Origin of the sequence: Psychrobacter sp. BI730 (assembly GCF_013414195.1) — a bacterium.
Taxonomy (GTDB): Bacteria; Pseudomonadota; Gammaproteobacteria; order Pseudomonadales; family Moraxellaceae; genus Psychrobacter.
This window is the reverse complement of sequence record NZ_JAATTV010000003.1, coordinates 231736-253480: the sequence shown is the minus strand read 5'-3', so window position 1 is coordinate 253480 and position 21745 is coordinate 231736. Positions and strand designations below refer to the sequence as shown.

Below are 21745 nucleotides of genomic sequence, written 5' to 3'. Positions count from 1 at the left end.
CTATCACTGTATATTTTTAAGCAATTCCGAGTAGAGATAAGGTGCATACAGTGCACCTTTTCCTATTTTCACCCATTGAGTTTTAGATTTTAATAGCCCAAACACCTTATTCACTTTTATCCAAAGAGCCTGCCATGACTACAGCAAACGCTTATCCTATTACCCAAACCATTCGTACCATCGGTATTTTAGGCGGTGGTCAGCTTGGTATGATGCTTGCCGAAGCCGCCATGCCACTGGGTTACCAATGTGTATTCTTAGAAGACAATCCAGAATGCCCTGCCAGCTTATACGGTCGTGTCTTTCATAGCGATCAATTAGAAGACTTTATCGCAGCAGCGGATGTCTTTACGTTAGAGTTTGAAAACACGCCAACATCTACAGTCGAGCAGCTGGTTAGCTTGTCAAAGTCTGGCAGCAAGCAAGGCATGTTCCCACCGCTGATTGCGCTTGATATCGCTCAAGATCGTCTAAAAGAAAAACAGATGTTCAACACACTTGATATCGCAACCGTGCCATTTATGGAAGTAAATTCTGAAGCTGAGCTCAAGCACGCTTGTAAAGAGTTAGGACTGCCTATCGTTCTAAAAACCAGCCGAGGTGGTTACGATGGCAAAGGTCAGTTCGTTATCAAGCAAGACAGTGATATTAAAGCTGCTTGGCTAGATTTAAAGGACGCTGTCAGTGGTAAAGGCTCACTTACGCCAACACCTGCGCCGTTAATTGCTGAAGGTTTTATTAACTTTAGTCGTGAAGTCTCTATCATTGCAGCAAGAGCGCAAAACGGTCAGGTACGCTGTTACGATTTGGTCGAAAATCATCATTACAACGGTATTTTGGCCAAAACTCAAGCACCTGCTGTTGGCACGAGTCACCTGTTTCAACAAGCAACAGACGCTATCACCAAAATCATGAACCATTTGGATTATGTTGGCGTTATGGCGCTTGAATTATTCGTCACCAAAGATGCTCGCGGTCATAATGCGATATTGGCGAATGAGATCGCACCACGGGTCCACAACTCTGGACACTGGAGTATCGAAGGCGCTATTACCAGCCAGTTTGAGAACCATATCCGTGCCGTGGTTAATTTGCCATTAGGTGATACAGATAACGTGCATCCTGCGATTATGGTGAATGTACTGGGTCAATATCCCGATATCAGTGCAGTGCTAAATATCGATGGCGCTCATTATCATAGCTATCATAAGGCTGAGCGTGACGATCGCAAGATTGCTCATATCACCTTGATGCCTAATGATGTGACTGATTTAGAACCTGCTATGGCAAAATTGGTTGCTATCTTGCCAAACAAGGTTGGTCTAGATAAAGAATATGCAAATGTAGATACTCAGCCTAGTAAAGTAGACGTCGATACTAAGAGTAATGCTAAAAACAGTGTTCAGAACAGTATTCAAAATGATGCCACAGCTGATGAACTAGACCATAAAGACAGCCAAGCAGGCAGCCTGACTACTACTACATCAAAATCTGAGAAGGCCAATAAATAATGCAGATTTGGGTGGACGCAGACTCGGTACCATTGATTGCCAAAGATTTGATTATTAAAACGGCTGAACGTACCAAGACCATGGCCATATTTGTGGCCAATCAGCCGATCAAGTTACGCAAGTCGCCCCTACTTGTTATGACTGTCGTGCCATCAGGGTTCGACAAAGCTGATGATTATATCGTTGAGCAGATACAGGCTGGTGACTTGGCTATCACTAGCGATATCCCCTTGGCCAATGACATTTTGGACAAAGGTGGCATGGTATTGACGACGCGCGGCGTGGTCTACGATAAGAACAACATCAAGCAGAAGCTCAATATGCGCGACTTTATGGATACTATGCGCGGTACTGGTGTCCTAGAGTTGCAGGAAATGAGCGGGCAAAAACCTTACGGCGATCGGGATAAAAAAGCCTTTGCCGACGGTCTCAATCGCTTGGTTCGTTAATGCCTTTTATCGTTCTATCTGACGCCTACCCATCCTGTCTTCTATTAAGTAACATTATTTAGCCAACGTTTGCTTCCTTGCAAACTGTATACACTCTATAACCAAACACTATTCAATCAGCACGCTTTATAACGAAGCGTGCTACCTATCTTTGTTACTCTATATTCAGTTTTTAAGATAAATAAACTTACTGAATAATTCAAAAAATAGCATTTAAATAAGAATAGGAATGATTATGAAAATTTTAGTCGTTGGTGCAAGTGGTCGAGTGGGCGGTGATTTGGTTAAGCAGTTATTGGCTGATGATCATCAAGTTATTGGTACGACTCGTCAGAAAGAAAAACTATTTAATAATGACAATTATACCCAGCTAGATTTAGACCTTACAGCCAGTAAAGACTCTATTGAAAAACAACTAGATCAGGACATTGAAGCTGTTTACTTTGTTGCAGGGTCTGGTGGTAAAAACGTCTTAGAAGTTGATTTGCATGGTGCTGTAAAAACGATGCAGGCTTCACAAGATAAAGGCATTAAACGTTATATTATGCTGAGCTCAGTCTTTTCATTAGAAACTGAAAAATGGGATGAAAACCCAGGTATTGCAGACCTAAAAGAATACTACATCTCTAAACACTACGCAGATCACTGGTTAGTGAATAACAGCTCGCTGGATTACACTATCGTACAGCCAGGCGCACTAAAAGAACGCGCAGGCACTGGTAAAATTACTATTAATGATACCAGTTCTGGTGAGAATGCCATCGAAGATGTAGCGACAACGTTAGCAGCAGTATTAACCGCAGATAACACCATAGGCAAAGTCTTCAATCTACACAATGGTGATATCGATATCAATGAAGCAGTCGCTACGGTATAAATAAATTTAGTATTAGCAAAATTGGTTGTAGACGCTAGATTTTAAAAGCAGCCAATACAAAAGGTCGTTATCGATTCGCCAATATCTAATTGGTAAATCGACAACGACCTTTTTATTATGTATTTAGATTACAGCTAATCTAAAAGAAGCTCATTCAATTATGCTTGCCCACTGGGAAAAGGAATGACTTCTTCCAAGCTGCTTGCACCTATCAACACCATTAGCAATCTATCCATACCGACTGCAATACCGCTACATGGCATCAAATCATTGGAGGCAGCTAATAGATGCTCATCGATTGGCATTTGAGGTAAGTTATGACGCGCACGTGATTGATTGTCCTGTTCAAAACGGTCACGCAATGCTTGACCATCTGCTAATTCATCATAAGCGTTGGCGATCTCAACGCCATTAATATACAGCTCAAAACGTTTCGCAATTTTATTACCGTCTTTGTCCATAGCGGTTTTCGCTAGTGCAGCGGTCGCAGGTGGATACTCTATAATCAATGTCGGCAAATCATGACCTAGGTTTGGCTCTACGGCATGACTGAATAACAAATCTAACCAGCTCTGACGACGGTTTTCTTCGCTATCACCAGCATTATTAAAATCAAATCCTATCAAACCCATATCTTCTGCTACAGCTTGCAATGCACTTAAACTCGCTGTCAACGGATGTATGCCCACAAAGTCCATAAAGGCATCGACATAGCGATAATGACTCATCACAACAGAATGACCATAAAGCGCTTCTAACAACTCATTAAGTTCAGTTGCCATCTCGTCCAGACTATAATTCGGTTGATACCATTCAAGCATCGTAAATTCAATATTATGACGCGTGCCTATTTCATTATCACGAAAGACAGGACAAATCTGATAAATAGGCACTTGCCAGCTGGCTAATAAACGCTTCATCGCAAACTCAGGCGAGGTATGCAAATAATAAGTGCGCGGACGGTCTTGATAGGTCACATGAGCTGCTACAGACTGCAAAAAAGTGTCTGTATTGCCTGCTTGAGATAATAGCGGTGTCTGCACCTCTAGCACTTGTCGACTGGTAAAAAACTGCCGAATATTGCTGACGAATTGCGCGCGTTGTTGCGCCATCGCAAGTGTTATGGTTGGTGCGTAGCTAGGCTTAGAAGTAATAAGCTGCGAAGAAATATTATTTGCTTGAGTCATTGGGCTCTACTGCGACTGATGAATGATTGGTTGCTCAGTATCTTGTTTAATTAAAACTGCCACTCACGGCGCAAGTGGTAATCACGTCTCAAACCGTCGAAGTCAGCACCATTTACTTGCCCATCAACTGCTTTATTTCGCAATGGGGTATCATCTTGCATGATGTCATAAAACTTTGCCAATCTGTCTGGATGTGATTTTAGTTCAGACCATAAGAACATATTTAGCGGTAGCAGATTGGACATAGATTGAGCTGGATGTATCGATAATTTTTCACACAAGGCATCATAAATGATTTGTGTGCCACGTAGCTTACCTTCTAGCGTATAGCCAGCGATATGCGGTGTGGCAATAGTAAGTTTGGATAGTAAACTTACTGCGACTTCTGGCTCATGCTCAAACACGTCTAGCACCACTTGACGTCCAGTACGCTCAATGTCGGCTTCAAGCGCGCTTTCCTCAATCACAGGCCCGCGCGCACTATTAATCAATATCGTATCCGCAGGCATCATTGCCAATGCAGCTGCATTAATCAGATGACGTGTTGGGTAATCACTACCTTTAGGATTCGTCGCATTCTTCTCATTGGTTAAAGGCACATGCAGACTAACCACGTCACTTTGGCTAAGTACCTGCTCCAAGCTAGCATTATTAGTTTTAGAGGTTGGTAACAAGGGATCATAACCTAGCACCTGCCAACCCAAATCATAGGCATACTGAGCAAGCGTGCCGCCGATATTGCCAAGACCAATGATGCCTAATGTTAATGACGCCGACTGCTGCCAATACTGCGGACGCAAAGTGAAAATAGCCGTCAATACATATTGAGCCACAGAATGCTTGCTACAACCAGCTGCATTGGCGAAAGTGATATTGCGAGACGCTAGATAATCTTGATCTACATGGTCGGTCCCAATAGTCGCAGACCCAACAAACTGCACACTGTTATTATCAACCAGTAAAGTCTTACCTACTTTTGTCACCGAGCGTATTAGCAGTACATCTGGCTGTACTTCGGTAAGTAGCGCTGCATTGATATCTCGACCAGCGACAGTAATGATATCAACCGTATGCTCAGTCAGCTGACTAAGCATAGCGTCATTAAAAAAATCATTTAGACTGGTGATGTTGCTGTCCGCTAAAATAGTGATATTTTTAATTGTACTTAATTTATCGATCTTATTATTCGTCGAATCTGCCATATTCTCATTTGTCATTATTCATCATCTCTATCGATAATTTTTTACATCGTATTTGCTAGCGACTTGTTATTCTGGTTCGTGCACAGGATCTATCGCACGAGAGTCAGAAAGCATCACCTCTTGCTGAGCAAATATCTCATTCTTATGCTGCGATATCCACTCGCGCCATACTGCAAGCCCGATAGCCAACACGACAGGCCCAATAAACAAACCGACAAAGCCAAACGCTGTTAGACCACCTAATACACCAATAAAAATAATGATAAAAGGGATTTTGGTCGCGCCGCTAATGACGATAGGACGAATCAAATTATCCACCCAGCTAATTACCAGTACACCCCATAGTGCCAATCCAATACCCTCTGCAGTATGTCCTTGGCTCAACAGCCAAATCGATACCCCGCCCCAAACGAATGGCGTGCCAAACGGAATCAAGGCAATAATAAAAGTAACAATGGTCAATAAAATAGGACTTGGTGCACCAGCGAAGTAATAGCCGATACCAGCCAATAATGCCTGAGCCAATGCCGTCAGCCCGATGCCGTATACCACAGCGCGCGTAGTTGTACCCACAGAATCGATGTAACCGTCGATACGATTGCCGATGATGTTACGCAGCGCTTGACGAATCTGCCGAACCAGACTAGTGCCATCACGATAAAAAAAGAAGAGCGTCATTAACGCCATACCGAGTTTGGCCAAACTACTGAACACCACATCAAAGGCTATTTTGCCATAATATAAATGCGACTGAACCCAAATGCGAAAAGCTTCTAGCGTTCCTTCTGGGTTTTTATTGATACGCCACAGTACGTCTTTGACTTGCTGACCGATGATAGGCAAATCTTTGAGGGAGTCAGGCACATCTAAGTAACCTACCTTGATACGGTAAATCAAATTACTGATTAAACTTAAAGCTTCTTGCTGCAAGATAAACACACCGATAACCACTGGCACACCAATTATCAGTGAAATATTCACCGTCATAATAGCGGCGCTAAAGTCTGGGCTTAGCTTTACCTTTTCATGGAAGAAATTATAGATAGGAAAAGTTACATAGGCCAAAATCGCTGCCCACAGCGCCGGTACAATAAAAAACTGTACCACTTGAAAACACAATACGAACAGCACCACTAGCAACGTAATTGCTAATAAGCGCTGAATAATAAATTCTTTTGTCCAGTTTTCAATCATAGCGTATAAACCAAAAGCGGACAGCAAACGATAGTTTTGCTGGCGAGTTTATAAATGTGTGATGAATATTAGCTCTTAGACACTGTCTGTAAGCCATATCCATTAGCGAGAGTTGCGAATCATACAAAAAAGCATTGCGTCGGACTTATATTGCTACAGACTTATAAGTTCACATGAAGATTAAGTAATATAACAGTTAAATAGTATGACTGTGTTCAGTTCCATAGCGTGAATTCATAGCAATTTATTATCATAGATAACACAATAAAAATGCAGCTAGCACACTTTATTATGCAATAAAGCGTGTGAATTATATAACGCGTTGTTGTAATCTTTACTTACAACTTTGTCTATGCAAGCTTACTAGATGACGACGATAATGACTAGCGCATAATGCATGAATTTAGTGTGTAAAAATGATGTATTGAAAACTGTTTTTATGTTCAGCTTTTAAACTGTTATCTTATAAGGGAATCCACTGGTGCGTTCTATTTGTCGCGACAATTGATGTTATACTAAAGCAATTATTTTAAGCTTTTCAGTGTAGTTAAGTTTATTTGCACATGTTTATTTACATCGTCGTACAGACATTGAATCCTTTGAGCCAGATTTCAACACCTGCTTATATCGTCTTCTTTTAGACTATCATAAGTTCTCATTTTAGGGTGTCGCTATCACTTAGAGTGAGTTACTTGAGCAAAATCATAAGTCTTTTATAAAGGCTTATACGAAATTTAGACTCAGCATATCAGCTCAATATTTGAGCTTGATATGCCAGAGCGCAGTTTTGAGTTAATTTCGGATTTACTTTGATTTTATTTGAAATCAATACAGACACACCAAATTTTAATAATATATCGATAGGAACAATAACAATGTCAAAAGACACTGATAACCCCAACTCTAACACCTCAAACGAAGCCAGTAAGACCAATAAACCACAAGATACTGTCACTTTTGCCTTAGCTCAATCACATTTTTTGGTCGGCGATATCTCAACCAACGTCGAAAAAATGCGTACCCTAGCATTACAAGCACGCGAACAGGGTGCTGACGTAATCGTATTCCCAGAGTTAGCGCTACTAGGCTACCCTCCACAAGATTTATTGCTACGCCCAAGCTTATCAGGCCGTGTGAAAAGCGCTTTATCTACTTTGAGTGATATTGATGATATCGTCATGATCGTCGGCTATCCGCATGTCGACCATCACGGTACTTTTAACTCTGCTGCCATCCTGCATAATGGTCATCAAAAAGGCTTTTATCATAAGCAAATTTTGCCAAATTATGGCGTGTTTGATGAGCGTCGCTACTTCGATAAAGGTCGTAATCAAGTTTTATTTGACTATAAAGGCATTACTATTGGTCTGCTTATCTGTGAAGATTTGTGGGAAAAAGGGCCTATCTCTGAGCTTAAAAAGCAAGGTGCTGATCTAATCGTAAGCTTAAATGCCTCACCTTTTGAGATTGAAAAGCAAGACAATCGCAAAACCATGCTTGCCAAGCGTAGCCGTGAAAACAAACTACCTATCGTCTATGTCAACGCAGTGGGCGGGCAAGACGATCTAGTGTTTGATGGTGGCTCTATGGCTGTACAAGCTGACGGTAGCATTGCTCATGAAGCGCCGCGCTTTATGAACCAGTTGCTACTGGCTACGTTAGACGTCAAAACTGCTAAATTCAACGAGCAGACCAAAGCGCCTCTAACCTTGAGCCGTGAATCTGAAATGTATCAAGCGTTAGTCGTCGGTCTACGCGACTATGTTAACCATTCAGGGTTCTCTGGCATTATTGTCGGGTTGTCAGGTGGTATTGACTCGGCATTGACGCTTTGTATTGCTGTTGACGCTCTAGGCGCTGATAAGGTATATGCGGTCATGATGCCATACGAGTATACCTCTCAAATCAGTCTAGAAGATGCTCAAGCACAGGCGCGCCGCTTAAATGTTTCTTACACCGTCTGCCCTATTTTTGACGCTGTCGAAGGCATCCGTCATACGCTAGCGCCGTTATTCAATAAGTCGCCAGCGGATACGACAGAAGAAAACATCCAAGCGCGCGCTCGCGGTGTGATTTTGATGGCATTGTCCAATAAATTCGGTCATTTAGTTATCACGACTGGTAACAAGTCAGAATTGGCTGTTGGTTACTCAACGCTATATGGCGACATGGCTGGCGGCTTTGACGTACTAAAAGACGTATATAAGTCTCAAGTCTATAAATTGGCGAGCTATCGTAACCGTTTAGAAGATACGCCGGTTATTCCTGAGCGCGTTATTACTCGTCCGCCATCGGCTGAACTACGTCCAGATCAAAAAGATCAAGACAGCTTGCCAGACTACGATGTGTTAGATGGTATCTTGACGTCATATATCGATGAAGATATGGGCTATCAAGAGATTATTGATAAAGGCTTTGATGCTGAGATGGTCGCCAAAGTCATCAAGATGGTAGACAACAGCGAATACAAACGCTTGCAATCTCCTATCGGTACTAAGATTAGCCACAAAGCTTTTGGACGTGAGCGCCGTTATCCATTAGTCAATAAGTGGTCAATCAAAGGTTAATTACTACACACCTCTCAACTTCTGCTATCTATAAGTTGAGAGGTACTAGTTCACCAGTTTTACAAGATATCGAATTTTTTACTATTAGCTGGGTGCTTGCCCAGCTTTTTTGGTTTTTACCCACCAAAAATATCTACACCTAGCCATATTCTTTTCCACACAGTTTCACCAACTATTTGCCTCAATTATCTTTATTTTTTTTCGAGTACGTCATGAGTTTGCTAACCGCTAGTGTTTTTCTTCTTTTACTGCTTGCCTTAAGTACCTTTGTCTCTGCTGCTGAGATTGCCATTGCTGCAGGCCGCAAAATCAAGCTCCAAATTATGGCAAAAGAAGGCGATGTTCGCGCACTTGATGTGCTCAATATGCAAGAGCATCCTGGTAGCTTTATCACCGTAGTACAAATAGTGCTAAATGCGGTCGCTATTTCAGCTGGTGCCGTGGGTGAGTCGGCCATTAGTCCTTATCTCGAGCAGTTATTGAATAGTGAAACGATAGCATCAGTCATATCGTTTGTACTTATTACGAGTTTGTTTTCACTACTTGCTGATCTAATGCCTAGGCGTTTGGCCATGTCAAATGCAGAGACGATAGCGGTACGGCTTGTGCGCCCGATGATGCTATTAATATTTATACTAAAGCCCATTATATGGGTGTTCGATGGGGCTGCAAATATCCTGTTTAAGCTTTTTGGCATCTCAACCATCCGTCAAGATGATATGACACCAGAAGATATTTATGCAGTGATGGATGCTGGTGCTGAAGCAGGTGTATTAAAGAAGCAAGAGCATCACTTGATCGAAAATATCTTTGATATGCAAGAGCGTACCGTCACCTCAGTGATGAATCCTCGAGAAAATATCGTTTATTTTGATACCAAGACAAGTACCGAAGAAGTCGTGAATATCATGATTGAGCAGCCACACAATAAGTTCTTGGTCTGCCATGATGACGATTTAGAACATATCATTGGTTATGTGGAATCTCGTAGCTTTTTAGCTTTGGTTTTGAACCAACAAGAAGTTAGCTTAACGAACAAGACTCTATTGAAACCAGCACTTTTCGTGCCTGATACGTTGTCTTTGTTTGAGGTATTAGAGATGTTTAAATCTACTGGCGCTGATTTTGCGGTTATTGTGAATGAATATGCCCTAGTCGTTGGTGTTATCACCTTAAAGGACGTGATGAGCATTGTGATGGGCGAGCTGGTAACGCTAGAGGAACAGCCGATTGTCCAGCGCACTGACAACTCCTGGTTAATCGATGGCATGACCCCTATCGAAGATGTAATTCGTGCATTAGATATCGTCGACCTACCACGCAGTCAAAATTACGAGACTATCAGTGGATTTATGATGTATATGCTCCGAAAAATTCCTAAGAAGACCGATACGATTGAGTATGCCAATTATCGATTTGAGATTATTGCGACTGATAATCTTAAAATCACACAGATGCTAGTCACCAAATTAGAAGATGTCATTTAATTTACTGGCTAGTTAAAGAATGCTTAACTAGCCTATTCACATTGTTTTAAGCACGTTGACCAAAGATAGCGGTGCCGACACGTACCATCGTTGTGCCGTTTTCTATCGCTTCTGCCATATCGCCACTCATACCCATACTAAGCGTATCCCAATTATTTAATTCTGGACAATCGGCTTTGACCTCTTCAAACAACTGCTTAGTTCGAGCAAAGGCATCCGTATTTGCTTTAGCAGGAATAATCATCAAACCTCGTAGCTGTAAACGCTCATACTCTTTGATCGCTGTTATCAGTTCTGGCAACTGGGCTGGCAGGCATCCTGACTTGCTATCTTCATTATCGATATTTAATTGGATCAACACATTCAATGGCGGCAGGTCAGCTGGTCGTTGGTCATTCAATCGTTTGGCGATGATATCGCGCTCAACCGTTTGCACCCAATCAAAGTGCTCTGCAATGTCACGTGTCTTATTACGTTGAATACTACCGATATAATGCCAAACGATACTTTTGCCTACAGGCTGAGCTTTAAGTTCAGTAATTTTTTCGATGGCTTCTTGTAGATAGTTTTCACCAAAATCACGCTGTCCCTGCTTTGCTAAAGTTGCGATCATATCGGCAGGTTTCGTTTTCGAAACAGCCAGCAGCATAACATTATCAGCCTGTCTGTCAGCATGATCACACGCTTGCTTCATCTGCTTACTAACTTGTTGCCAATTATCGATAAGTGTCACTTCATCAATATTGCCATTCATTTCCTTCATATTGCCATTCATTTCCTTCATGCTCTGCCCTTATTGCTTGATTAATTTTTTGAGATTTTTTTCTGCAATTTTTATTATAAAAAAAATATAACTATCCGATTTTTAAAAGTAAATTAGAAATAACTCCTATAAGAATTATTTTAAAACGATCCAGTTTTGGTTTTTCTTAATTTAGTAGATGGTTAAATACTCATAGTCTTGTTATGATATTGTTACATGCTTTAACATATGCTGCTGAATATGCTAGTGATGGTAAAGACCTGTACTGGTGAACTTCTTATCATCTCTTATTATACTAAGGCTATCGATAAATAGTTTACCACGTACTTTTATAGTGTTTTGTCTTACCTAGACTAAGTGATAGGAATATCAAATTATGGCTGAAAAAAATAATCTTAATATCGAAGACTTGCTGCGCTTTACGGTTAAGCATAAGGCGTCAGATTTACATATTTCAGCGGGTATGCCGGCAATGATACGTGTTGATGGTGAAATGACACGTATTAATATGCCAGAGATGACCCATCAAGTTGTGCATCAGCTTATTTATGACATCATGAATGATAAGCAACGTGCCGACTTTGAAGAGTTTTTTGAAACGGATTTTTCTTTTGAAATTCCTAATCTAGCACGTTTTCGTGTCAACGCTTTTAATCAAAATCGCGGTGCAGGCGCTGTATTTCGTACCATTCCTTCCAAAGTATTAACGATGGAAGACTTAGGTATGGGCGATGTCTTTAGACGCGTTTCAGACTTTAAGCGTGGTGTGGTATTGGTCACAGGCCCAACAGGCTCAGGTAAATCAACAACACTTGCGGCGATGATTGACTATATTAACGAAAGCCGTAAAGAGCATATTTTAACTATCGAAGACCCGATTGAATTTGTGCATCAGTCTAAAAAAAGCTTGATTAACCAGCGTGAAGTACACCGTGATACTTTGGGTTTTGAGCCAGCATTGCGCTCTGCCCTACGTGAGGATCCCGATGTTATCTTAGTTGGTGAGCTACGTGATCTTGAGACTATCCGCTTAGCGTTGACCGCAGCAGAAACTGGTCACTTAGTGTTCGGTACCTTGCATACCAGCTCAGCGGCTAAAACGATTGACCGTGTTATTGATGTATTCCCTGCTGCTGAAAAAGACATGATCCGCGCGATGCTGTCAGAATCATTGCAAGCTGTTATTTCACAGACGTTATTACGTCGTCAAGTAGGTGGACGTATAGCCGCCCATGAAATTATGATAGGTACCCCTGCTATCCGTAACTTAATACGTGAGAACAAAATTGCCCAAATGTACTCTGCTATCCAAACAGGTGCAGGCGATGGCATGATTACCCTTGATCAGACGTTAAAGAACTTGGTAAGTAAAGGAACTATTAGTAAGGATGTTGCACGTCCTTATGCCAAGCAGCCTGAGGCATTTTTATAGTACTGACAGACAGTATTGACAGATACCATCAAAAATAACAAACAACTCATGGTCTCTGTAATTACTTTCTTACTTTTTATTGACGTTTTTAAAATATGATTTTAATTGGCTTACATCTGGTACAAGTGCGATATGGACATTGATAAACTATTACAGTTAATGATCAGCAAAAATGGCTCTGACCTTTTTATTACTGCTGACGTAGCACCTTCCATGAAAGTGAATGGAAAAATTTTACCTGTCGGTAGAACACCTTTAAGTGCTGAGCAGACCATGAGATTGGTCAAAGGTGTGATGACGCCAAGCCAACGAAAAGAGTTTGAAGAAACCAATGAATGTCAATTTGCCATCTCTGATGAAGCACAGCAAGCTCGCTTTCGAGTCAGTGCATTTGTACAACGCGATATGGCAGGGATGATTTTACGGAAAATTGAAAATAATATTCCAACGGTTGAAGAGTTACGTTTACCGCCAGCGCTAAAAGAATTGGCCATGAAAAAACGCGGTATTATTCTATTAGTTGGCGCAACAGGTACAGGTAAATCTACTACCCTTGCAGCAATGATAGGACATCGCAATCAAAACTCTCATGGTCATATCATTACGATAGAAGACCCTATTGAGTTTGTTCATAAACATCGCGGCTGTATTATTACCCAACGTGAAGTTGGTATCGATACTCATTCATTTGAAGCAGGCCTAAAAAACACGCTACGCCAAGCACCCGATGTCATCTTAATCGGTGAGATTCGTAACCGTGAAGTCATGAACTACGCTATCCAGTACGCTGAGACAGGTCATCTAGTGTTTGCAACGTTGCACGCAAACAATGCTAACCAAGCAATTGATCGTATCATTCACTTCTTTGAAACCAATCGCCATAATCAGTTATTTATGGATTTGTCGTTGAACTTGCAGGCCATTATCGCTCAGCAGCTCATTCCAACCCCTGATGGCAAAGGACGCCGTGCTGCTATTGAGATTTTATTAAACTCACAGCTAATTAGCGACTATATCCGTAAAGGTGAGGTGCATGAAATCAAAGACGTCATGACACGCTCTCGAGACAGCGGTATGCAAACCTTTGATCAGGCACTTTTTGATTTGTATGAGCAAGGAGAGATAACGTATAAAGAAGCGATTCTACATGCCGACTCTCCTAACGATTTGCGCCTCAAAATTAAGCTTAGTAGCAAAAACGGTAAGGCGAATTTAGATGAAGGTGCTGATAGTTTATCGTTAGATGTTAGCTAAATTATTGCGCTTTCTACGCATAATAGACATATATAAAGAAGCCCTCGTTATTTATAACGAGGGCTTCTTTTATTGTTCGATATCGTAGTAGTACTGATAGAAATAAGCGTTTCTACTTATACTCTAGATAATTACTTCGCGCTATCTCTACAGGCTTGATCCGCACAAATGCCGTATAGCACAAGAGAATGCCCAGACAGTTTAAAGCCATGTTTCTCTGCTACTTTCAGCTGCTCTTCTTCGATGACTTCATTATGAAACTCTATAATCTTGCCACACACATCACAAACTAGGTGATCGTGATGCTCTTCTTGGGTAATCTCAAATACAGATAGATTGTTTTCGAAGTTATGACGCTCAACAATACCTGCTTGTTCAAACTGTGTTAGGACACGATAGACAGTGGCAAGACCTACATCTTCACCTTGCTCGATAAGTGCCTTATATATTTCCTCTGCACTCATATGATGCAGCTCTGCGCTTTCTAATAACTCTAAAATTTTGATACGAGGTAACGTGACCTTGAGTCCTGCTCTACGTAAATCTTGATTGGTAAAAGAAGCCATAATATCCCTTTTGACTGTAACAGCCTTAACAAATAGAAAATATGAGATAAATAATCAGCAAAGATTATTTTTATTTAATATAAAGTAAATGATCAATAATAAACTGATGAAACTTATGCAGACATCTCTCTTATTATTTTCTAAATATCGAGATGCAAGCCTATGAATTTAAAATATAATTAATCTAACCATTCAGATTGTGTTTGGTAAATAATGTCGTAAGTGGTAGGCAATTGCAAGTAAATGACGTATCATTTGTCCAAGATTGTCGGTCAGACTGGTACGACCTAACGCTGGCCACACCTAATTCATTTCTTATGAGTCATCTTACCATGATAAAGACATTAAATTTCCGTCCGTTAAGCCACACCAGCGCATTACGTAAGATCGTTATCACCAGTATGCTTAGCGCTACTGTTGCTATGTCTGGCTGCTCATTATTGAGTGTTTATAAGATTGATTTGCCACAAGGCACAGCGATTACTCAAAACCAAGCCCAGAAGCTACAAGTGGGTATGAATCAAAACCAAGTTCTTTATACTCTTGGCAGCCCTGCGATTCGAGATACTCTTGAGCCTAAACGCTGGGATTATATCTATGACTACAAAGCAGGCACTGAAGGTAGCCGTAAAGGCATCGCAGATGTCAAAAACGCTAGCCAGCATTTAGTTGTTTACTTTGATGATAATGGTTTGGTCACGCGCATCGAAGGTATTGAGAGTCTGCCAGCATCATAGTCAGCGAAACCTATTAGCTTAGATAGTTAACGGTTAGCTACGAGATTTATTTTTGCGCTGAGACATAGGATCAGCGCTTAAACTGCGATATACCTCGATACGGTCAAAAGGCTGTAGCAAATAGCTTAATGGCTGTTTCTGTGCATAAATTCCCACATGCCAACGTTTCGCAGTTGGCGTGGTGATATCTATTACTTGCTCACACCACTTCGCCAGTTCTGCAAATTTCTCAAGCCACCCTGCTTGCGCCAATGCTTCATATAAACTAGTACCTTGTTTAACCTGCAAAGCTAGATAATGCTGGCGCTGCTCATCTTCAGCATACGCCAGATATACTGTCATTAGATTGGCTTGCGTAGACTGTGGCACACTGCTGTCACGACCTTCGACTGTTAGCTCAACCACTGCATCACCCAACCTATCAATGCTAGCAGCAATGCTAATGGTACGACTAAACGTATCGCCACTCGCCACAAGTTATAAACTGCTTCATTGCTAAAATTTAGTGATTTACGTAAATGACTGATTTTCATCTGCCAACCCGCAAATACTGATAATAATAGTACAGCAATGCTACTAATAATGACCAAGATGCCAACTAACCATGCTGTTGGTATCGCAACCACTAATAATAACGCTACAGCAAAAGTGATTATCAAACTAACCAGTAATCCAAACTTATGCGTTAACTGTTGTGTGCTGTAATGCAGCAAGTAACTGGCTACAAATAACACCCCGCCCCAATATAACAGCTGTCCAATTGGTGGTAGCGACATACCACTAGTAAATAAAACCACTACTCCTATCAGCAGTTGCAACACCCAAATCGGTAACACTAACTTGGTTGCACGGTACTCACGAGTAGCCGCTCTGTTTTTTGCTTGCTGATTGTTTGCTTCTACTGCTGTGACTGTTTGCTTACTCACCAAGTTCTGACCGAACCAGTATAATCCTGTACCTGCACCAACACTGACTAATGCTAACGCGACTGCACGAGCCCATTCCGTCAAACTGACATCCGTCATGGCAAAACCAGCACTTGGCACACCGTTTGCGAACCCTAGTAGCAACCCTATTACCATCAATCCCAAACCAATAGGTAGAGGCGCAACACCTAGCAAGCTTAAGAGTAACGCAATGACCATCAGGCCTGCAGCAACTGCGAAGCTCGGTACATCGGGTACGCTATTTAGCTCAGTTAACGCAGACAATATACCTGTACTTGCGCCAGATATAACCAACGCTGCAATCAGAATAGAGACTAATGCCGCTAACCAACCAAAGCTGCGCCATATTGGACTGACATCTGCTTCACGAGTGAGCTTTTGCATACCCGCTAGAGGTCCTTCGACACTGCGATAGGCCAACGCTATTTCAGCGTAGACAACTGGCAGTGCAACCAATACCATGGCTAATAACCATAGTAACCAAAAATCAATCTCACCAATTGACGCAGGTGCAAACCAACGAAATAGCAATAACGGTAGTAGCGCCGCGATAAAATAAGAAGCATAACGGATCATCATAATTTCAATCCAAACGATCTAATACCATTCACAAAAACTAGAGTAGCAAATAAAACAAGTGCAAGTACCACGCATGGTAGACCGAACATGTTTGACAAGGCTAATCGTATTTTGAAAATCGGTATAAAGTGAATAACGATAATTTATAATTATACAGAGCAACGACTGGCCTCTGTAAATGAATTCATCTAAATACTGTCTTAATATAAGGGACAAACAGTTATAAAAAAACCCCGAAATCGGGGTTTAGTCGTTCAGATATAATCAATATGCGATTCAGTACTCAGTGGCTTCATTCAATGGCCTTCTATGCAAAGCAAAGTATGTATCAGATATCGCATCAGTGCGACTCAATTAGTGAATAGCACTTACATAATCTGACAAGATACGAATGTCACGATCTGATAGTTTCGATGCAACCGTTTGCATCATACCCATCTCGCCTTCTTTGGCTGCATCATTGACTCGTTTTTGATCATCGCTATCGATATCATCAACACGTCCAGCGGCACGGAATAGTTTTAGCTGAGTAGCAATATACTGAGCATGCTGTCCACCTAGTTTTGGAAATGCAGCCCAAGTGTTACCTGCGGCGTCTGGACCATGACAGCCGGCACAACCAATAACACCGCGCGACTTGTCGCCGCCCAAGAATAGCTTAGTCGCTTCTTGGTTGGTTGCAGGGTTGCCGTAGCCAACGCCCCAAGGCGCTTGACTGGCGTAATAACCTGCTACGTTGGCTAGGTCTTGTTGAGACAGATTAGCAACTTGTGATTGCATGATACCGTTTTTGCGATAGCCTGCTTTAAAGTTGATTAGCTGTTTATATAGGTACTTTACGTTTTGGCCGCCAAGGTTTGGCTGTGCAGGAACAATGCTGACGCCATTAAGACCATGACAAGCGGCACAAACGGTTTCTGCAACTTTTTGACCTGCATTGACGTCATATTCAGGAACAATAATAGCAGCTTGTACGCTGAAACTTGCAACGCATAAGCTGGCAGCAGCGATTAACTTTTTCATTGATACAAATCCTACTAGCTCGGCGTAAGCATTATTTAGAGTGATTGCACTGGTAAGATACCTGATATAGCCGCCTCTTTAATCATGAGAATGGCGTATATTTTGAGGTCTTGGACACAAGCAGTCTGAAAGTACTTACTAACATCAGGGTTTATTTTCGATTATTATAGCAAGACTTTGTATCATTTGCCTACTTAATCATAGTATCCATCAGTTTTCTGGCAACACAATATACAATATGACGCAAAAACAAAAAGCGCAGATAGGTTATTAGCCCAGCGCTTTATTTTATATGTTCAAATTATATTTATAAGTCGATTATTTGCTCATATATTCGATAAGTTTACGATAGTCGTCATCACTACATTTGTCGCAAAGACCACCTGCTGGCATCTGTGGCATACCACCTTTGACGGACTTGATAAGCGTCGGCATACTTTTTTGTTTAATCAGCTGTTGCCATTTGGCACTATCACCTTTTTTGATGGCATTTAGCGCCCCACTATCGTGACAGGCTGCACATGAGTTATTATAGGTAGTGGCGATATCCGCCGCACCTGCGCTGCTAATCATAATGCCACTTAATAATAGTGCAGCACTGCTAGCCGTTATAGCGCGATAACTCGTGCTAAGAAGTTTACTGATTGAAAACATAGAGCACCTCCTCGTGATATTTCACGTGTCTCATCAATCGTTCTATTAAACGTCTCTCGTTAAACATTGTAACAATATATGTCATATAAACATAGATAATTTGGATATGGCTTTGTTAAAGCTGAGAACTTGTCTTAATGACAGGCCAACTTTAATGTTATCCTACTATTTATATGATGCTAATCGCAGTTATTTCAATAAGTAAGACGCGGAATAGTATAGAATAGCCAGTAATATTAAATAGCTACTTTTATGATTCACACATAATTGCATCGATGAAAAATAGCCTTTTACCTTGATTTACCTATTGCTTGACCAATTACTTGACCGCACCGATGACTTGAATCATCAGCTGACTAAAATTTTATAATCGCATCCAATTTTTTAAGATTAATGAGCCATTTATGAGTACCCCGTTTAACGATGTCGCCGCTGAACATGCTTTGTTCAATACCAAATCTCGTCAGAAAATTCAGCAAACTGAGTTTATGATGTCAGCACCTACCTTTCGTCTCTGTCCGCCTGATATGGGATTGGAAGTCGCTTTTGCAGGTCGCTCAAACGCTGGCAAATCATCAGCCATCAACGCCTTAACCAATCAGCGTCAATTGGCTCGCTCGTCTAAGACACCTGGACGCACGCAGATGATTAACTTTTTTAGTATCGGTGATACTGACAGACGTTTGGTCGATTTGCCTGGTTACGGCTATGCCGCTGTTCCGCTAGAGATGAAAAAAGAATGGCAGGTTGAGCTAGAAGAATACTTGGTATCACGTTCAAGCCTTGCAGGTCTGGTATTGATGACAGATATCCGCCATCCGCTTAAGTTTTTTGATGAGCAAATGCTGCACTGGGCAAACGATGGTGAGCTACCAGTACATATTCTGCTGACCAAAGCAGATAAACTGAAGTACGGTGCTTCTAAGAACGCCCTCCTTGAGACTCGTAAAAGACTGAAAAAACTGGGCTTAAACTGTACCATTCAGTTGTTTTCGGCTCTCAGAAAAGAAGGTCTCGATGAGTTGGCTGGGATAATGGGCAACTGGTATGAGTATCAGCTTGATGCAGACAAAATTATCGAGTCTTCTTTTGCGTTACTAGAAGGCGATGAGTTAGAAGATGCTATTGAAAAAGAAAGCGGTGAAAAAGAGAGCGTTGATAAAGAAAACAAATAAACATCGTTGTCTTTAATAAAAAGGGTTTATCGCTATTACGATAAACCCTTTTTTATTGCCTGTTTATTCACTCATTATTATTATCGTTATGTTATAAAAACAATAAGAATTGTAAAAGTAGCTCTACCCGCATAGCAAAGCCGCTAGCGCTTGTGGAGTATCAACCTGATAGGTTGGATTTTGCGCAGCAAGCTCTGCACTCGTTGCCGTACCATAGTTCACCGCTATACTGGTCATGCCCAATGCTGTTGCCATCTGAATGTCATATATACTGTCACCGATAAACACAGCATCAGAAACCTGCTGCTGCGTGTATTCCAAAATATCGGTCAACATCTGTGGATCAGGTTTGGAGCCTGACTCATCAGCACAACGCGTAATCGCAAAATAATCATGGCTATCTGAGGCATCTAATACACGATCTAGCCCTTTTCTTTTTTTACCAGTTGCTACGGCGAGCGTTTTGCCCTGCTGCTGCAAAGTTTGCAACATATGCTCTATCGGTTCAAATAGCGGCGTACTATGACTATTGGCAATATAGTACTCTGCATAGGTTTGCTGAATCTCACGCAACTGCGCATCGTTTGCCTGCGGATATAAAATTTTAATCCCATTCATCAAGCTCAGACCAATAATATCTTTTACAGCTTTATCAGTCGTCTCAAACCCATGTGCTTCGCCAGCCACATGCATAGACTCAACAATCAGGCCGATTGAATCCATTAGGGTGCCGTCCCAATCAAAAATAATTAACGTTTTGTCAGACAGATTGTGTTCTACCGATAGTTGAGCATTTATAACACACTCTGAAGTTGTAGCTGGTTTGGTCATGGACTTACCTTAATGAATAACAGTAATAAATAGCAGATACTAAAACGTCACGGTGGCTTATTCGTAAAAATAAGATATCGTGACGTTTAGGAAAATAAAAAAAATAGTTTGGCTTAAGAGTTAATTTTGAAAAACTATTCAGGCAATTTCGTTGTTTCTGGTAGCCAATCTGCCATATCGTCTGGCAATGGCGCAGTAATGGTCTTGTAGCCTGGAATGTCTAAGCGCCATGCATGTAAACACAGACGATGGACGCCTGATTTGTCATGAACGTTATATTTGTCATCACCTAAAATGGCATGACCGATATGCGCTAAATGTACGCGGATTTGATGCGTGCGACCCGTCAATGGCTTAGCTTCAATTAAGCTGACTGGTTGACTATTAATCGTAAAGCGATCATGAATAATAATATCAGTCTGGCTTTCTTTCGCTTGAGGGTCTTGGCTATCTACTTTCACTCGGCGCTCACCACTAGCAAGTGTATAACGTAGCAACGGCGCATTGATACGTTGCTCATTAAGCGCAGGTTGTCCTTTGGCAAGACACAGATAGTGCTTCTGAATGGTCTTGTCTACCAAATGCTGCTGCAACACTTTGAGCGTTGAGCGTTTCTTGGAAATCATCAGTAACCCTGATGTGTCTTTATCAATGCGATGGATTAGCTCTAGGTATTTTTTACCCGTCACTTCACGCATGGCTTCGATAACACCAAAGTCCAAGCCGCTACCGCCATGAACAGCGATACCAGAGGGCTTATTTAGCACTATCAAACCGTCATCTTCGTAAACCACTCGCGCCAGCAAACTTTTGGCGAACTCGGTACTAATAATTGGTTTTTCGCGTGTTGCTAGCTCTACAGGGGCAATACGTACCACATCTTCACGCTGCACTCTATCGTGTGCTTTGCAGCGCTTATTATTGACGCGTATCTCATCTGAGCGAATCATTTTGTAGATATGTGATTTTGGCAAACCTTTTAAACGGTTTAACAAAAAATTATCCAAACGTTGATCGTGTTGATGGCGCGTTACTTCGAGGTAGTTCACCTTACCGAAGTTGCTAATCTCATCGTCAGCGCTTTGTGGGCGTGTTTTGCTATTAAAAATAGCAGGGGCTTCATGGGTAGTAGCGTCGTCAGTCATTTTTGAGTTTGTCATTTTTAGTTAGGTATTTACACAAAGATTTGCTATAGTTTAGCATGTTGAGCGACAATTAAGCAGAGGCGACAGCAATAATCATTGTTGTTACAAATAGTTGACCACCCTTTTATTGCCTGTTAGTTTTCTACTACTTGCCAGTAAAGAGGT

At 41.4% G+C, this 21745-nt stretch carries 20 protein-coding genes; 9 read left to right on the top strand and 11 right to left on the bottom strand.

Annotated features, from left to right (window positions below; all coding sequences use genetic code 11):
• Positions 1–134 precede the first annotated feature (134 nt).
• From HCZ91_RS03470 to HCZ91_RS03460, 3 genes are all read left to right on the top strand, one after another.
• Positions 135–1511 carry a 5-(carboxyamino)imidazole ribonucleotide synthase gene (locus HCZ91_RS03470; protein WP_179798180.1) on the top strand — a complete coding sequence of 459 codons (1377 nt, stop codon included), beginning with the start codon at positions 135–137 and terminating at the stop codon, positions 1509–1511.
• Positions 1511–1960 carry a DUF188 domain-containing protein gene (locus tag HCZ91_RS03465; protein ID WP_102093310.1) on the top strand — a complete coding sequence of 150 codons (450 nt, stop codon included), beginning with the start codon at positions 1511–1513 and terminating at the stop codon, positions 1958–1960. Before HCZ91_RS03470 ends, HCZ91_RS03465 begins: the two co-directional genes overlap by 1 nt.
• Positions 1961–2195: 235 nt before the next feature.
• A complete protein-coding gene (locus HCZ91_RS03460) occupies positions 2196–2837 on the top strand; it encodes an NAD(P)H-binding protein (protein ID WP_179798178.1) in 642 nt (213 codons plus the stop codon).
• Between the two features lie 158 nt (positions 2838–2995).
• Here the strand turns inward: HCZ91_RS03460 and epmA are convergent, their stop codons facing one another.
• The 3 genes from epmA to HCZ91_RS03445 all read right to left on the bottom strand — a co-directional run bounded on the left by epmA (position 2996) and on the right by HCZ91_RS03445 (position 6420).
• Positions 2996–4024 carry an EF-P lysine aminoacylase EpmA gene (gene epmA, locus HCZ91_RS03455; RefSeq protein WP_179798176.1) on the bottom strand — a complete coding sequence of 343 codons (1029 nt, stop codon included), beginning with the start codon at positions 4022–4024 and terminating at the stop codon, positions 2996–2998.
• A 50-nt stretch (positions 4025–4074) separates the two neighbouring features.
• Complete coding sequence (locus HCZ91_RS03450) at positions 4075–5184, bottom strand: 4-phosphoerythronate dehydrogenase (protein ID WP_179798234.1); 1110 nt, start codon at positions 5182–5184, stop codon at positions 4075–4077.
• 108 nt (positions 5185–5292) lie between these two features.
• Positions 5293–6420, bottom strand: a complete 1128-nt coding sequence (locus tag HCZ91_RS03445) for an AI-2E family transporter (protein ID WP_179798174.1) — start codon at positions 6418–6420, stop codon at positions 5293–5295.
• An 875-nt stretch (positions 6421–7295) separates the two neighbouring features.
• Between HCZ91_RS03445 and HCZ91_RS03440 the strand changes: the two genes are divergently transcribed.
• Both HCZ91_RS03440 and HCZ91_RS03435 read left to right on the top strand, forming a co-directional pair.
• The gene (locus tag HCZ91_RS03440; protein ID WP_102078089.1) at positions 7296–8987 is read left to right on the top strand and encodes an NAD+ synthase; all 1692 of its coding nucleotides are present in this window, start codon (positions 7296–7298) and stop codon (positions 8985–8987) included.
• A 212-nt stretch (positions 8988–9199) separates the two neighbouring features.
• Positions 9200–10474 (top strand): hemolysin family protein, encoded by a 1275-nt coding sequence (locus tag HCZ91_RS03435; protein ID WP_179798172.1) that lies wholly within the window; start codon positions 9200–9202, stop codon positions 10472–10474.
• Positions 10475–10520: 46 nt separating this feature from the next.
• Here the strand turns inward: HCZ91_RS03435 and HCZ91_RS03430 are convergent, their stop codons facing one another.
• Positions 10521–11237, bottom strand: coding sequence for a YggS family pyridoxal phosphate-dependent enzyme (locus HCZ91_RS03430; RefSeq protein ID WP_179798232.1), 717 nt, complete (start codon positions 11235–11237; stop codon positions 10521–10523).
• Positions 11238–11613: 376 nt separating this feature from the next.
• Between HCZ91_RS03430 and HCZ91_RS03425 the strand changes: the two genes are divergently transcribed.
• Together HCZ91_RS03425 and HCZ91_RS03420 are read left to right on the top strand one after the other, a co-directional pair.
• A complete protein-coding gene (locus tag HCZ91_RS03425; protein ID WP_179798169.1) occupies positions 11614–12669 on the top strand; it encodes a type IV pilus twitching motility protein PilT in 1056 nt (351 codons plus the stop codon).
• 132 nt (positions 12670–12801) lie between these two features.
• Positions 12802–13923 carry a PilT/PilU family type 4a pilus ATPase gene (locus HCZ91_RS03420; protein WP_179798167.1) on the top strand — a complete coding sequence of 374 codons (1122 nt, stop codon included), beginning with the start codon at positions 12802–12804 and terminating at the stop codon, positions 13921–13923.
• Between the two features lie 131 nt (positions 13924–14054).
• Here HCZ91_RS03420 and fur read toward each other — a convergent pair whose 3' ends face one another.
• Entirely contained in the window at positions 14055–14489 is a 435-nt protein-coding gene (gene fur / locus HCZ91_RS03415; RefSeq protein ID WP_179798166.1) for a ferric iron uptake transcriptional regulator, read from the bottom strand.
• A 317-nt stretch (positions 14490–14806) separates the two neighbouring features.
• Here fur and bamE point away from each other — a divergent pair, with 317 nt between their 5' ends.
• On the top strand, positions 14807–15226 hold the full coding sequence (gene bamE, locus HCZ91_RS03410; RefSeq protein WP_102094721.1) for an outer membrane protein assembly factor BamE: 420 nt from the start codon (positions 14807–14809) through the stop codon (positions 15224–15226).
• Positions 15227–15259: 33 nt separating this feature from the next.
• On the opposite strand, the gene HCZ91_RS03405 is transcribed toward bamE, so the two are convergent.
• The 4 genes from HCZ91_RS03405 to HCZ91_RS03390 all read right to left on the bottom strand — a co-directional run bounded on the left by HCZ91_RS03405 (position 15260) and on the right by HCZ91_RS03390 (position 18429).
• Entirely contained in the window at positions 15260–15631 is a 372-nt protein-coding gene (locus tag HCZ91_RS03405) for an RnfH family protein (protein WP_346342174.1), read from the bottom strand.
• Positions 15619–16752 carry a hypothetical protein gene (locus HCZ91_RS03400; protein WP_179798165.1) on the bottom strand — a complete coding sequence of 378 codons (1134 nt, stop codon included), beginning with the start codon at positions 16750–16752 and terminating at the stop codon, positions 15619–15621. The genes HCZ91_RS03405 and HCZ91_RS03400 overlap by 13 nt, the downstream gene beginning before the upstream one ends.
• Before the next feature lie 354 nt (positions 16753–17106).
• Positions 17107–17775 carry a c-type cytochrome gene (locus HCZ91_RS03395; RefSeq protein ID WP_179798164.1) on the bottom strand — a complete coding sequence of 223 codons (669 nt, stop codon included), beginning with the start codon at positions 17773–17775 and terminating at the stop codon, positions 17107–17109.
• 318 nt (positions 17776–18093) lie between these two features.
• Complete coding sequence (locus HCZ91_RS03390) at positions 18094–18429, bottom strand: c-type cytochrome (protein WP_057758239.1); 336 nt, start codon at positions 18427–18429, stop codon at positions 18094–18096.
• Positions 18430–18833: 404 nt separating this feature from the next.
• Between HCZ91_RS03390 and yihA the strand changes: the two genes are divergently transcribed.
• Positions 18834–19604, top strand: a complete 771-nt coding sequence (gene yihA, locus HCZ91_RS03385) for a ribosome biogenesis GTP-binding protein YihA/YsxC (protein WP_179798163.1) — start codon at positions 18834–18836, stop codon at positions 19602–19604.
• Between the two features lie 123 nt (positions 19605–19727).
• On the opposite strand, the gene HCZ91_RS03380 is transcribed toward yihA, so the two are convergent.
• Together HCZ91_RS03380 and HCZ91_RS03375 are read right to left on the bottom strand one after the other, a co-directional pair.
• A complete protein-coding gene (locus HCZ91_RS03380) occupies positions 19728–20435 on the bottom strand; it encodes an HAD-IA family hydrolase (protein WP_179798162.1) in 708 nt (235 codons plus the stop codon).
• Positions 20436–20569: 134 nt separating this feature from the next.
• Positions 20570–21580 carry an RluA family pseudouridine synthase gene (locus tag HCZ91_RS03375; RefSeq protein ID WP_179798161.1) on the bottom strand — a complete coding sequence of 337 codons (1011 nt, stop codon included), beginning with the start codon at positions 21578–21580 and terminating at the stop codon, positions 20570–20572.
• Positions 21581–21745: the final 165 nt, after the last annotated feature.

Bases quoted from the DNA above. Each gene is read 5' to 3' on its own strand.
- HCZ91_RS03400 (WP_179798165.1), bottom strand. From the start codon at position 16,752: ATGATGATCCGTTATGCTTCTTATTTTATCGCGGCGCTACTACCGTTA.
- HCZ91_RS03445 (WP_179798174.1), bottom strand. From the start codon at position 6,420: ATGATTGAAAACTGGACAAAAGAATTTATTATTCAGCGCTTATTAGCA.
- HCZ91_RS03460 (WP_179798178.1), top strand. From the start codon at position 2,196: ATGAAAATTTTAGTCGTTGGTGCAAGTGGTCGAGTGGGCGGTGATTTG.
- fur (WP_179798166.1), bottom strand. From the start codon at position 14,489: ATGGCTTCTTTTACCAATCAAGATTTACGTAGAGCAGGACTCAAGGTC.
- HCZ91_RS03420 (WP_179798167.1), top strand. From the start codon at position 12,802: ATGGACATTGATAAACTATTACAGTTAATGATCAGCAAAAATGGCTCT.
- HCZ91_RS03430 (WP_179798232.1), bottom strand. From the start codon at position 11,237: ATGAAGGAAATGAATGGCAATATTGATGAAGTGACACTTATCGATAAT.
- HCZ91_RS03435 (WP_179798172.1), top strand. From the start codon at position 9,200: ATGAGTTTGCTAACCGCTAGTGTTTTTCTTCTTTTACTGCTTGCCTTA.
- HCZ91_RS03470 (WP_179798180.1), top strand. From the start codon at position 135: ATGACTACAGCAAACGCTTATCCTATTACCCAAACCATTCGTACCATC.
- HCZ91_RS03390 (WP_057758239.1), bottom strand. From the start codon at position 18,429: ATGTTTTCAATCAGTAAACTTCTTAGCACGAGTTATCGCGCTATAACG.
- HCZ91_RS03425 (WP_179798169.1), top strand. From the start codon at position 11,614: ATGGCTGAAAAAAATAATCTTAATATCGAAGACTTGCTGCGCTTTACG.
- yihA (WP_179798163.1), top strand. From the start codon at position 18,834: ATGAGTACCCCGTTTAACGATGTCGCCGCTGAACATGCTTTGTTCAAT.
- HCZ91_RS03375 (WP_179798161.1), bottom strand. From the start codon at position 21,580: ATGACTGACGACGCTACTACCCATGAAGCCCCTGCTATTTTTAATAGC.
- HCZ91_RS03395 (WP_179798164.1), bottom strand. From the start codon at position 17,775: ATGAAAAAGTTAATCGCTGCTGCCAGCTTATGCGTTGCAAGTTTCAGC.
- HCZ91_RS03440 (WP_102078089.1), top strand. From the start codon at position 7,296: ATGTCAAAAGACACTGATAACCCCAACTCTAACACCTCAAACGAAGCC.
- HCZ91_RS03465 (WP_102093310.1), top strand. From the start codon at position 1,511: ATGCAGATTTGGGTGGACGCAGACTCGGTACCATTGATTGCCAAAGAT.
- HCZ91_RS03380 (WP_179798162.1), bottom strand. From the start codon at position 20,435: ATGACCAAACCAGCTACAACTTCAGAGTGTGTTATAAATGCTCAACTA.
- bamE (WP_102094721.1), top strand. From the start codon at position 14,807: ATGAGTCATCTTACCATGATAAAGACATTAAATTTCCGTCCGTTAAGC.
- epmA (WP_179798176.1), bottom strand. From the start codon at position 4,024: ATGACTCAAGCAAATAATATTTCTTCGCAGCTTATTACTTCTAAGCCT.